Origin of the sequence: Bradyrhizobium brasilense, from assembly GCF_029714345.1 — a bacterium.
Taxonomy (GTDB): Bacteria; Pseudomonadota; Alphaproteobacteria; order Rhizobiales; family Xanthobacteraceae; genus Bradyrhizobium; species Bradyrhizobium australafricanum.
On the sequence record NZ_CP121669.1, the window covers coordinates 6,641,808 to 6,653,750 of the forward strand.

Sequence of the window (11,943 nt, forward strand, 5' to 3'; positions counted from 1 at the left end):
GGGCAAAATGCCCGGCCTCCCAGATTGAAAAATGCGCGACGCTCAGGCCGCGGCTGCGGTGCCGAGTGCCGGCGCAGTTGCACCGTCGGGCGCGGGCAGCGGTGCTGCGCCGATGACGTCATTGGCCTCGAGGTCATAGAGCTCGCGGGCGATATGGTCGGTGAGCGCCGCGGGTGCGCCATCGAACACCACGCGACCCGCGGCCATGCCGACCAGGCGGTCGCAATAGGTCCGCGCCAGGTCGAGCGAGTGCAGATTGCAAAGCACCGTGATGCCGAAATGCTTGTTGATGCGCAGCAGCGCGTCCATCACGATCTTGGTGTTGCGCGGATCGAGCGAGGCGATCGGCTCGTCGGCGAGAATGATGTCGGGCTCCTGCACCAGCGCGCGCGCGATCGCGACGCGTTGCTGCTGGCCGCCGGAGAGCTGGTCGGCGCGCTGTGCCGCGAGCTGGGCAATGTCGAATTGCTCGAGCGCCGACAGCGCCAGCGCCCTGTCCTGCTCCGGCCAGACCTGCGCCAGCGAGCGCCATGACGGAATCTGGGCCAGCCGGCCCATCAGCACATTGGTCAGCACATCAAGGCGGCCGACCAGATTGAACTGCTGGAAGATCATCGCCGAGCGCGCGCGCCACCGCCGCAGTTCCTTGCCGCGCAACGCGGTGACGTCGGTGCCTTCGAACAGGATACGGCCGGAGGTCGGATCGGCGAGACGGTTGATCATCCGCAGCAGCGTCGACTTGCCGGCACCCGAGCGGCCGATCACGCCGACAAAGCTGCCCGGCGCGATCGAAAAGGACGCGTTGTCGACTGCGGCTTTCGTGCCGAAACGGCACGTCAAACCTTCCACCACCAGCATGTAATGCTCCAACCGCGCCTCGTTGGGCCATCGCTATCCCCGGCGTTTTACAGTTATGTGACGACAGCGCTGCGGTGCGGCGATCGTCCACACCCCTCCCTTGTCGCTCCCTTGCCGTCATCGCAACGTCATGATGTTGTCATCAAGCATCCCGATGACGAGCGCGCATCCCCCGGAAGCCCAAGATTCTTGAAGATTTGCGGAGGCCCTGATGGCCGGAAAAACACTCTCGGTTGTGCCGACCGTCGACCCGACCGCGTCGGTCCGTGAGAGCAAGCTCGGCAAATATACCGAGGTCGGCGCGCGCACGATCCTGCTTGAAGTCAGCATGGATGACTATTCCTACGTCGTGAACGACAGCCAGATCACCTACACCTCGATCGGCAAGTTTTGCTCGATCGCGGCGATGACTCGCATCAACCCCGGCAACCACCCGATGCATCGCGCGACTCAAGCGCATTTCACCTACCGCGCCAGCGCGTATTTCCCCGGAGAGAGCGACGACACCGACTTCTTCAACTGGCGACGTGCGCATCACGTGCATATCGGCCATGACGTCTGGATCGGGCACGGTGCGATCCTGTTACCAGGACGGAACATCGGAACCGGCGCTGTCGTCGCCGCCGGCGCGATCGTGACCAAGGACGTTCCCGCATACACCATCGTTGCCGGTAATCCGGCGCGGCCCGTGAAGCGGCGCTTCTCCGAGACGATCGCCGACCGCCTCGCCGCGCTCGCATGGTGGGACTGGGATCACGAGACGCTCCGCCGCGTCCTGCCCGACTTTCGCAAGCTCGCGGTCGAGGAATTCCTCGACAAGTACGAGGCCGAGGCCGTATCCCAATCACAGAACAAACAACGGAGCGCCGCATCGTGACGGACATTTTCATCGAGGGCGGGCGCACGCTGGTTGACGGCGCCTTGGTCGAGACCTCGCTGCGGACCGCTGGTCGCGACATCGGCGCGCTCGACGCCGAGCAGGGGCGCGCCGCGCTTCACATCGATGCCAGTGGCCTCCTGGTGCTGCCCGGCATCATCGACCTGCACGGCGATGCGTTCGAGCGGCAGATGATGCCGCGCCCCGGCGTCGACTTCCCGACCGACGTGGCGCTGATCGACAGCGACCGGCAGGCGATCGCCAACGGCATCACCACCGTGTTCCACGGCACGACCTGGTCGTGGGAGCCCGGCCTGCGCAGCGCGGAGAATGCGCGCAAGCTGCTCGATGCGATCGAGGCGCTGCGGCCGCAGCTCGCCGCCGACACCCGCTTCCACCTACGTCACGAGACCCACAATCTCGAGGCCGAGGCCGAGATCATTCAATGGCTCGGTGAAGGCCGCATCGATCTGTTCGCCTTCAACGACCACAGCAACGTCAAGCCGAAGAAGCGCAACCAGCTGGCCGAGCGCACCGGGCTCTCCGTCGAGGCCGTCAACGACATGCTCGACCGGATCGTGGCGCGCCGCCCCGAGGTGCCCGCCTCGATCGCGCGACTGGCCGCCGCCGCGCGCGCGGCCGATATCCGCATGCTCTCGCACGACGACAACAGCCCGGCGATGCGCCAGGAGTTTCGTGTGCTGGGCGCTACGATCGCCGAATTCCCTGTCAACGAGGAGACCGCGCGCGATGCTGCGGCGGCGGGCGATTTCATCGTGTTCGGTGCGCCCAATGTGGTGCGCGGCGGCAGCCACACCGGCTGGACCAAGGCATCCGACATGATCGCACAGGGCCTCTGCTCGGTGCTGGCGTCGGACTATTACTATCCGGCGCAGCTGCTCGCGGCGTTCCGTCTCGTCGCCGATGGCATCCTGCCGCTCGCCAGGGCGTGGGACCTGATCTCGTCGGCGCCGGCCCGCGCGGCCGGGCTCGCCGACCGCGGCGTGCTCGCCGCGGGCCGCCGTGCCGACATCATCGTCGTCGACGACAAGGTGCCGCTGCGGCCGCGCATCGTCGCCGTGATAGCGGCCGGACGGCTGGTGCACCTGGCGGACGCGAGCTGCCTCGTTCATTCGCTCGCGCCGCGCAAGACGGTTGCGGCGGCGTAGCCCAGTCCCATGGCCAGCACTCCGCGCTACGCGATCTATTATGCGCCGTCACCCGACAGCGTCCTGCACCGCTTCGGTTCGACGTTGCTCGGCTACGATGCGGTGTCGGGCGACGACCTGCCGTTTCCCGAAGGCGTCACGCCGGACTGGCGCGAGATCACCGAAGATCCGCGCAAGTATGGATTCCACGCCACGCTGAAGGCGCCCACCGCGCTCGCCGACGGTCGGAGCGAGGCCGAGCTTCTCGATGCCTGTGCCGCCTTCGCCGGCCGCGCTCGGCGCATTCCGGTAATCGAACCGGTGATCGACGCGATCAGCGGGTTCATCGCGGTGATCCCCGCCAGCCGCTCGCACGACCTGCAGCAGCTTGCCGCCGACTGCGTCACCGAATTCGACGCGTTCCGCGCGCCGCTGACGCCGGAAGATCGCGCGCGCCGCAGGCCGGAGAAACTCACCGCGCGGCAGTGCGACTATCTCGACCGCTGGGGCTATCCCTACGTCATGGAGGAGTTCCGCTTCCACATGACGCTGACGGGGCGGCTGAGCGACGAGCGGCGCGGCCCGATCGTGGCGCAGCTGCGCACACGGTTCGCGGCGGTCGACCTCACGCGGCTCGCAATCGACCGCATCGCGCTGTTCAGGCAGACCGACAGCGCATCGCGTTTCCGCATCATCGGCAGCTGGCCGTTGCGAGCTGATCGGGATTAGGCCTCACACACCGGTGTCGTCCCGGCGAAAGCCGGGACCCATAACCACCGTCGGTAGTTGTTCAAGCGAGCTGCGGTCCCAGCATCGTCCCACAACCAACATTCGTGGTTATGGGTCCCGGCTTTCGCCGGGACGACGTGGGATGGATATCGCTATTCGTCGATCCGGGTGCGGGCGATGATTTCGGCGGCGCCCTTCTCGAGCAGCTCCATGCCCACGGCGCGGCCGAGTTCGCGCGGACGATCGGCCGGCCCGCGCCGCGTCACCTCGATGAAGCCGGCGCCGGCCTCGTCGAGCACGGAGGCGCGCAGCGTCATCTCGCTGCCCGCGAGCGTGGCATGGCCGGCGATCGGCGAATTGCAATGGCCGTTGAGCACCCACAGCACCTCGCGCTCGGCCTCGGCGGCGAGCCGGGACGGCGCGTTGTCGATCCCGGCAAGCCGCGCACGCGTTGCCCAGTCGGTCTCGACGCATTCCACCGCGACAATGCCCTGGCCGACCGCCGGCAGCATCTCGCCGACCGAGAAATCATGCGCGATGCGCGCGGTCATGCCGATGCGCTCCAGACCCGAGCGCGCCATCACCAGCGCATCCGCCGGCCCCACTTCGCCGCCGCCGGGCAGCCGCTGCTTGTCGCCGCGATCGAGCTTGGCCACCCGCGTATCAGCGGCGCCGCGATAATGGATCACGGTCGCTTCCGGAAACAGCCGGCGCAGATAGGCGGCGCGGCGGACCGCATTGGTGCCGATCATGAAGCCCTTGCCGCGTGCGGCGCGGAGGGTCTCGAGCGACAGCCCGGGACGCAGCACGAGGCTGTCATTGGCGGCATCGCGCGCCAGCATCGCGGCGATGACGAGACCCGGCGTCTCCTCGTTGCCCGGCACGTCCTTCAGCGAATGCATCGCCGCCTGCAAGGTGCCGGCGCGCATGGCTTCGCGGATCTCGGCGACGAAGGCGCCGCCCTTGCCGCCATGGCGCAACAGCTTGCTGGTCTGGTCCTGGTCGCCGCGGGTCTCGAACTTGACGATGTCGACGGCAAGGTCCGGCGCCGAAGCGCGCAGCAGCCGCGCCACCTCATCCGTCTGCGCGAGCGCCATCGCGCTCTTGCGCGTCCCAATCCGCAAAACCTGTCCCGACACGAAAGCTCCGCTGCGCGTGATCATCAACGGTGGGGGATTAGAACAAAAAGCCAGTCAAAACAACGGTTTTTGCCCCTCTTTGGCGACGCTCAGACGAGCTCCTCGACAAGCTCCACCCCGGCCGCGCGCATCGCCGCGGTGGCGACGGCAAGCGAGCCGCCGAGATCGATGGCGCGGCAGCCCGACAGCACGACAATGGTCTCGAAACCGAGCCGGCGCGCATCGAGTGCCGAATACTGCACGCAATAGTCCGTGGCGAGCCCCGCCATCACGATGCGCCTGAGGCCGCGCTCGCGCAGATAGCCGGCGAGCCCGGTCGGCGTCTTGCGGTCGTTCTCGAAGAACGCCGAATAGGAATCGATCGCGGACCGGAACCCCTTGCGGATCACGAGCTCGGCCCGCTCGGTGGCGAGATCGGGATGAAACGCGGCGCCCGCGCTGCCCTGGATGCAATGATCCGGCCACAGCGTCTGCGGCCCATACGGCATGGCGATCTCGGAGAACGGCGTCGCGCCCGGATGCGAGGTCGCAAACGAGCTGTGGCCCGCCGGATGCCAGTCCTGGGTCAGCACGACATGGTCGAAGCGGCCGGCCAACCGGTTGACGACCGGCACGACGGCATCGCCGTCCGCGACCGCCAGCGCACCGCCGGGGCAGAAATCGTTCTGCACGTCGATGACCAGCAACAGATCGTCGGGCGCAATCTTCATCAGGTGCCGATCCGCAATGATGCGCGCAGCTTGCGCAGGCAGGCGATCACCGACAGCGCGGTGATGCGGCCGGTCTTCGGGTTCTCCGAGGGAATGTTCTCGATCATCATCGAGAACCGCGCGGAATCGGAATCGACCTCGATCCGGTGGGTGTTGCGGGTCACGGTCGGATCCGCCCATATCTCGACCCTCGTGCGGTCGGGGCCGATGCCGGCCAGCGACAGCGCCACCGCGACGTTGAGGTTGGCCGGAAAACCCTTTGCGGCGTCGCGCGCACTGCCCTCGAAGATGCGCAGCGGCTCGGTGATGCCTTCGATCCGGATGTTGTTCTCGACCAGATGCGGCGCGCCGACGAGGCCCGCGACCGGCTTGCGCGTCACCAGCCTCGCCGAATGAATGGTCCCGATCGCCGCGGCGGTCACCGCATCGAGCCCGATCAGCGCGCCGGTCGGCACGATGATCTGGCCGCCATGGGCCTTCGCGAGATCGACGAGGTCCTCGTTCTGCAGCAGCGCGCCGACGCTGAGCACGACCGCGGACTTGCCGCGCTCGACCACCGGCGCCACGATCGCGCGGACCACCTTGCTCGGCGCGCATTCGACCACGATGTCGGCGACCTCGGCCAACTGCTCGATCGGCACCAGCTTCGGCGCAGACTTGAGCTCCGCCACCCAGCCGCGATGCTTGTCCGGGCTGTTCGCCGACACCGCAACCAGCGTCAGGCCCTCGATGCCCTGATCGAGCGCCTTGACGACGTCGGTGCCGATCGCGCCGAGGCCGGCGACCGCAACCCGTGTCCTTGTCTTGCTGTCAGCCATCATTTCCCGCCGGCGAGCATCTTGACCAGGCGATAGAGATACTCCTCGCCCTCGTAGAACGACTTGACGAGCACGCGCTCGTCCTTGCCATGGATACGGTTGTCGTCGACATCGGCGGCCAGCCCGGAGTGGCCATAGGTCGGAATCCCCGCGTTACGCAGATAGCTGCCGTCGGTCGCGCCGGTGCTCATGACCGGAACGATCGACGCATCCGGCCAGAACTCCTTCGACAGCTTCTCGATCGAACCCATGATCTCCTCGTTGAGGGGCGACGGCGGGCTCAACACGGCCTTGCCGGTCGGAGCCACCGCGATCTCCTTGTCGGCGAGCACGCGTTCGATCGTCGCCTGCACGCCCTCGACCGGCTCGCCGGGCAGGATCCGGCAGTTCACCTTGGCGGTCGCCAGTTGCGGCAACGCGTTGATGGCGTGGCCGCCCTCCAGCATGGTCGCGACGCAGGTGGTGCGGAGCTGCGCATTATAGCCCGGATTCTCCGACAATCGCGCCAGCGCCGCCGGGTCGGGCTGCGGCGCCAAAATGGCCTTGATATCGTCGGCATGCGACGTGTCGACCTCGGCGGTCTTGGTGAAATAGATCCGGGTGGTCTCGTTGAGGTTCATCGGAAAGCTGTAATTGGAGAGCCGCACGAGGCCTTCGGCGAGGTGATAGATCGCATTGTCCTTGCGCGGCAGCGACGAGTGGCCGCCGCGATCCTTCACCGTGAGCTGGTAGCCGATCGAGACCTTCTCGCTGGTCTGCACGCTGTTGCGGATCGCCTTGCCGTTCTTGAGACCGACGCCGCCGCCTTCATTGAGCGCGAACTCGGCATCGATCAGGTCGCGGTGATTCTTGATCAGCCACTGCATGCCGAGACCGTTGGCATCGAGGATCTCCTCATCGGTCTCGAGCGCGACGATGATGTCGCGATCGGGCTTGTAGCCCTCCTTCTTGTAGCGGATCAGGTTGGTGATGAAGGCGGACGCCATGTATTTGTCGTCGCTGGAGCCGCGGCCGTAGAAATAGCCGTCCTGCTCGGTGAGCTTGAACGGATCGACCGACCAGTCCTCGCGGTTGGCGGGGACGACGTCGATATGGGCAACCAAAAGGATCGGCTTGCGCGCGCCGGAGCCGTGCAGCCGCGCCACCAGATTGCCCTTGTGCGGTGCCGGCGAGAACACGTGCACGTCGGCTTCGGGGAAGCCCGCCGCGCGGAGTCGCGCGCCCATCGCCTCCGCCGCCTTCTGGGTATCGCCGGTCGCGGTGGTCGTGTTGATCTCGACCAGCTCCTGGTAGATGCCGCGGGCAAATTGTTGCTGCTCGGTCAGCCCCTGCGCCGCGGCGCCGGTTGCCAGCAGCGCCGGACCAAGCGCTGCCGCGAGCCGCAGCGATCGAACCGTGTTTCTAGCCTTGTGCGACATCGTACTCTCCCGGAATTCCGCCGCCTGATCGGAGACGAATTCAGACAGGCGACACGCGCTTTGGCAAGACGGCGAGCCCTTCAATTTCCGCGCGCATGCTCCGCAGTTTCGCGCGCGCTATTTGCAGCCCTTATTTGGAATCCTTGGCCGCGATCACCTCGATCTCGACCAGGAATCCGGGATTGGCGAGCGCCGCGACGCCGACCACCGAGCGCGCCGGCAGGTTCGGCTGGCTGCCGCCGAAGAACTGGGTGTAGCCCTCCATGAAGGCCTTGAAGTCCATCGGCGCGGACGCGCTGTGCACCAGGAATACCTGCATCTTGACGACGTCGCCCATGCCAAGGCCCTGGCCTTCCAGAATGCCCTTGATGCGGTTGAGCACGCCGACGGTCTGCGTCTTGGTATCGCCATAGGCCTGCGGGCTCGACGGATCGGCGTCCTTGTTGATCGCCGGCGGCACCTGGCCGCTGACATAGACGGTCGTGGTGTTGCCGGTGACGGTCACGGCCTGCGCGATCGGGAATGTCGAGTTGGGAATCGGATGCCTGACCACATCCGCGCAGGCGACCGTCGCCACCGCGGATAGCGCCGCGCCCAGTGCGATACCGATGAATTTCATCAAACTCTCCCCGAGTGTTTTTGTCAGCGGCGGGCGTCCTGGACATCCTTGGTCGTCACCGCATCCTCATAGTTATTGCTGAAGTGCGTCCGCAGATAATTCACAACGGCGGCGATCTGACCATCGGTCATCATGTCGCCGAACGCCGGCATGCCGCGGCGGCCGTTGATGACCAGGAAGACCGGATAGCTGCCGGCCTCGAGATTCTTGTTGCCGGCCAGCGACGGGTAAGTGCCCGCCCCGCTCGCGCCCGTCGCATCCGGCATGTGGCAGCCCTGGCACACATTGGCGAACAGCTCCTCGCCGGTCATCTCGACGAAGCGGTAGCCCGAAGAGAAGGTGCGCTTGCCCGCGCCGCTGTCCTGCCCAAGGGCTGCCGTCGCCGACAGCAGCGCCAGGGCGGCGACGACGGATGTGGCGGTCCGCATCATCATGTCTTCACCACGCGTTCGTGCAGCCGGGAGATGACGTCGAGCGCGGACAGGATGGCGCCCTCCTGCCAGGCCGGCAGCTGCGAGGCGTGCTCGCCCGCCAGCACGATACGGCCGTCGATCTGGCAGAGATTGCGGTAATGCTGCGCGCGGGTGGCTTCGGTCCATTCGCCGGCGCAGCCGAGCGTGAACGGCACGCGATGCCAGGCCACCGCGACGCCGTTCTCGAATTCGTTCCTGTACTGCGGATGGATTGCGGCGCCGAACTCGACCGCGCTGGCGACCCGCTCGGCCGGCGTCATCGCGGTGAACTCGAAGGAATTGGCACCGCCATACATGTAGGCGCCGAGCAGGATGCCGCGGCCGCCGCGGTTGAAGCCATAGTTCGGATAGGCGATCTGCCGGATCGGCAGGTCGGTGTAGCTGATGCCGCCATAGATCGCGTCATCCTCCTCCCAGAACCGCCGCTTGAACTGCAGGCCGATCTTCACCGAGGCGGCATAGGGCACGGAGTCGATCGCACTCTTCATCGGCGCGCTGACATCGACCGGCAACTGGCTCAGGATCGGCAACGGGATGGTGCAGATGCACCAGTCGGCGGTGGCCTGCTGCACCGTCGATGGACTGGCGGTGTCGACATAGCTCACGGTGACGCCGGAGCCGTTCTGCTGGATCTGCGTCACCTTGGCGCCATAGCGGATGAGATCGCCGACCTCGCGCGCGAACGCCTTGCCGATCATGTCCATGCCGCCGACCGGCTGGAACATGGTGGTCTGGAAATCGTAGCGCGCAAAGGTCTGCAGATAGCGCCACATCCGCGACCGCAGCAGCTCCTGCAGCGGGATCGGGTCGCTGGGCAGCGGATCGCCCATCAAGCCGCCGCCGGGATCGCGCGCATAACCGCGGAACTCGGCCGACACGAGGTTGGCATTGTACTTGTAGTCGCGATCCAGCGCGCCCCAGTCGCGCAGCGACTGCAGCAGGATCTCCTGATCTTCCTTGCCGACGGTCTCGTCGAGCCGGCCCTGCTGGGTGATCTTTGCGAGCAGCTCCGAAACCCCGCCCTGGAAATCCGCCTTGATGCTGCGAAAGCGCTGCGGCTTGCCGCCGAATGCACGCGTCGCGTGCAGATAGGCGTTGTGATTGAGCTGGATGAAGGGTTCCAGCGTCACATTGAGCCGGCGGCAGTAGTCGAGCAGCGCACGGTGATGATAGGGAATCCGCCACGGGCCGGGATTGAGATAGAGCCCTTGCTCGAACTGGCTGGTCTGCCTGAAGCCGCCGAGCTCGACAAAACTGTCGCCGCCGCGGATCGACCAGTTGCGGCCGCCGGCGCGGCTGTTGAATTCGAGGATCTGGACCTTGTAGCCGGCCTTGCGCAGCTCCAGCGCCGCCGTCATCCCGGCAAGCCCCGCGCCGAGAACCAGCACCGAGGCGCCCTTCACGTCGCCCGCGAGCTTCAGCGGCCCCTTGTAGGCGGATTCGGACGCGAAGCCGAGGCTCGTCATCGCGTGATACATCGCCGAACTGCCGGCAATGGTGCCAATCAGCGCCAGCAGATCACGCCGCCTGATCACAGATTCGTTCTGCACCCGCGCTCACCCAGCCGCTGACGTCGATGGCGAAGGGAAACGGTTGACGCGATCCGTGTCAAGAAAGGGCGCACGCTTCCACATGCACCCACACGCGCTTTTGATGCATCACGCGACCGACACATCACACCACGCGCTCGCGATGCACGCGCCGGCAATCCATTTCGAAGTCGAGCCCAACCACCGGCGGCCGGTCGAAATGCCAGGTCAAGCCGTTGCGCAGCACGCCGCGGCGGCCAAGCTCGCTTTCGAGCACCGGATAGGCGTCGTGCACGGTGTAGAGCTGCACTGCGGTGGTGTCCTGCCATCGGCCGCCGAACGCGCTCATCCGGCGTTCCATCTCGTCGGCCACGAATTTCGCCTTCGCCAGGAGGCCGGCCGGGCTGGTGTCGCCGAGAGCTACGGTGTGATCGCGGTAATTGGCCTTGCCCTCGACCGACTCGCCACTGCCGGCGACGACGAAGCTGGCTGGTTCGTCCTTGGCGGCCGGCACCGTGTAGCAGAAGGCGTGGAAGCTCGGCTCGCCGGGCGGATCGAGCTTCGGACAGACATTGCTGCGCGCCACCGGATTGACGCCGTCCCGCATCACACCCCAGGCCACCAGCGTCTTGATGTAGATCTCGTTGAAGGCCCTGAAGCCGTCCTCGGTGAACGGCGCCGGGGAACGCAGTTCGCAGGCGCCGAACGCCGTCAGCGGACGGCCTGAGGCCCCGATGATATCCGCGATCCTTGCAAAGCCCGCGCCCAGCGGCACCGGCTCAGAGAACCTGACGCGCTCGATGGCAAAGCCGGGCAGCGCACCGATGCCGCAGGAATATTGACTGACGCCGGGCATGAAGCGGTAGCCGCCGTCGGAAGCCTCGATGGTGTTGGTCATGGTGCCTCTTGAACACGGTGATGGGGCCGTCGCAATGACGGTCCGCTTGAGTTCACCACAGCTGTCGTCCCTGCGAAAGCACGGACCCATACTCCGCGGCCGAGGTTGCTGAGGGGACTCGTCATTCCGGCGTCGTGAAACAATGACCATCGGTGGTTATGGGTCCCTGCTCCCGTGCGCAATTGCGCACTAGGCAGGGACGACACTGAACTTGTTGCACGATCACCGGTAGAAGGGCTCCCTTCCCTTTCACCGTCGTCCCGCGACAAACCGGGCGGTCGTCGGCCGACAGCGATCGTTAGTCGGCGGGGATGAAGCGGAGTGTGCCTGCCCGGCGCGTCGGCTTGCCGGTGTCGTTCGTATGATTGACGCCGTCCATCACAGGCACCTCGGGGAAATCGAACGGGCTTACGCCGTCCAGGCAGGCCACATTGACGGCATACAGGTTCTGGTTCGATCGCCGTTGATGATGGGTGTAGATTCCGCAGCGCGAACAGAAGAAGTGCCGCACCGATCCGGTATGGAAGCGGTAGCTTGTTAACGCATCCTCGCCGTGCAGGAACTTGATCCCGCCCATCTCCGCCATGGCGACGACGGCACCTCGCATCCGACAGTAAGAGCAAGTGCAGCGGCGGATCGAATTGAAGCCGTCGCTGAGCGTCACCTCGAAACGCACCGCGCCGCAATGGCACTGGCCGGCCCGAACACCCGTGTCGCCCGTCATGTT

The 11,943-nt window shown here is 66.2% G+C and carries 13 protein-coding genes; 3 read left to right on the plus strand and 10 right to left on the minus strand.

What is annotated here, in order from left to right; all coding sequences use genetic code 11:
• Positions 1–42: 42 nt before the first annotated feature.
• On the minus strand, positions 43–858 hold the full coding sequence (gene phnC / locus QA635_RS31025; protein ID WP_028334545.1) for a phosphonate ABC transporter ATP-binding protein: 816 nt from the start codon (positions 856–858) through the stop codon (positions 43–45).
• A 211-nt stretch (positions 859–1,069) separates the two neighbouring features.
• Here phnC and QA635_RS31030 point away from each other — a divergent pair, with 211 nt between their 5' ends.
• The 3 genes from QA635_RS31030 to QA635_RS31040 are packed head-to-tail and all read left to right on the plus strand — an operon-like array spanning position 1,070 to position 3,612.
• On the plus strand, positions 1,070–1,735 hold the full coding sequence (locus QA635_RS31030) for a transferase hexapeptide repeat family protein (protein WP_283063404.1): 666 nt from the start codon (positions 1,070–1,072) through the stop codon (positions 1,733–1,735).
• A complete protein-coding gene (locus QA635_RS31035) occupies positions 1,732–2,904 on the plus strand; it encodes an alpha-D-ribose 1-methylphosphonate 5-triphosphate diphosphatase (protein ID WP_283063406.1) in 1,173 nt (390 codons plus the stop codon). Before QA635_RS31030 ends, QA635_RS31035 begins: the two co-directional genes overlap by 4 nt.
• Before the next feature lie 9 nt (positions 2,905–2,913).
• A complete protein-coding gene (locus QA635_RS31040) occupies positions 2,914–3,612 on the plus strand; it encodes a DUF1045 domain-containing protein (RefSeq protein ID WP_283063408.1) in 699 nt (232 codons plus the stop codon).
• A 152-nt stretch (positions 3,613–3,764) separates the two neighbouring features.
• Here the strand turns inward: QA635_RS31040 and hemC are convergent, their stop codons facing one another.
• The 9 genes from hemC to QA635_RS31085 form a co-directional block, all read right to left on the minus strand.
• Positions 3,765–4,775 carry a hydroxymethylbilane synthase gene (gene hemC, locus QA635_RS31045; protein WP_051447764.1) on the minus strand — a complete coding sequence of 337 codons (1,011 nt, stop codon included), beginning with the start codon at positions 4,773–4,775 and terminating at the stop codon, positions 3,765–3,767.
• A 65-nt stretch (positions 4,776–4,840) separates the two neighbouring features.
• Positions 4,841–5,461: a bifunctional nicotinamidase/pyrazinamidase gene (gene pncA, locus QA635_RS31050; RefSeq protein ID WP_283063412.1), complete on the minus strand. Its 621-nt coding sequence runs from the start codon at positions 5,459–5,461 to the stop codon at positions 4,841–4,843.
• Positions 5,461–6,279 carry an aspartate dehydrogenase gene (locus QA635_RS31055; RefSeq protein WP_283071924.1) on the minus strand — a complete coding sequence of 273 codons (819 nt, stop codon included), beginning with the start codon at positions 6,277–6,279 and terminating at the stop codon, positions 5,461–5,463. Before QA635_RS31055 ends, pncA begins: the two co-directional genes overlap by 1 nt.
• Positions 6,279–7,697 (minus strand): M20/M25/M40 family metallo-hydrolase, encoded by a 1,419-nt coding sequence (locus tag QA635_RS31060; RefSeq protein ID WP_283063414.1) that lies wholly within the window; start codon positions 7,695–7,697, stop codon positions 6,279–6,281. The genes QA635_RS31055 and QA635_RS31060 overlap by 1 nt, the downstream gene beginning before the upstream one ends.
• Positions 7,698–7,827: 130 nt before the next feature.
• Positions 7,828–8,316, minus strand: coding sequence for a Rid family hydrolase (locus QA635_RS31065; RefSeq protein WP_283063416.1), 489 nt, complete (start codon positions 8,314–8,316; stop codon positions 7,828–7,830).
• A 23-nt stretch (positions 8,317–8,339) separates the two neighbouring features.
• Positions 8,340–8,750, minus strand: a complete 411-nt coding sequence (locus QA635_RS31070; RefSeq protein WP_283063417.1) for a c-type cytochrome — start codon at positions 8,748–8,750, stop codon at positions 8,340–8,342.
• Positions 8,747–10,339, minus strand: coding sequence for an NAD(P)/FAD-dependent oxidoreductase (locus QA635_RS31075; RefSeq protein WP_283063418.1), 1,593 nt, complete (start codon positions 10,337–10,339; stop codon positions 8,747–8,749). Before QA635_RS31075 ends, QA635_RS31070 begins: the two co-directional genes overlap by 4 nt.
• A gap of 124 nt (positions 10,340–10,463) precedes the next feature.
• A complete protein-coding gene (gene cnbZ, locus QA635_RS31080) occupies positions 10,464–11,216 on the minus strand; it encodes a 2-amino-5-chloromuconate deaminase CnbZ (protein WP_283063419.1) in 753 nt (250 codons plus the stop codon).
• A 298-nt stretch (positions 11,217–11,514) separates the two neighbouring features.
• Complete coding sequence (locus QA635_RS31085; protein WP_283063421.1) at positions 11,515–11,940, minus strand: GFA family protein; 426 nt, start codon at positions 11,938–11,940, stop codon at positions 11,515–11,517.
• Positions 11,941–11,943 lie beyond the last annotated feature (3 nt).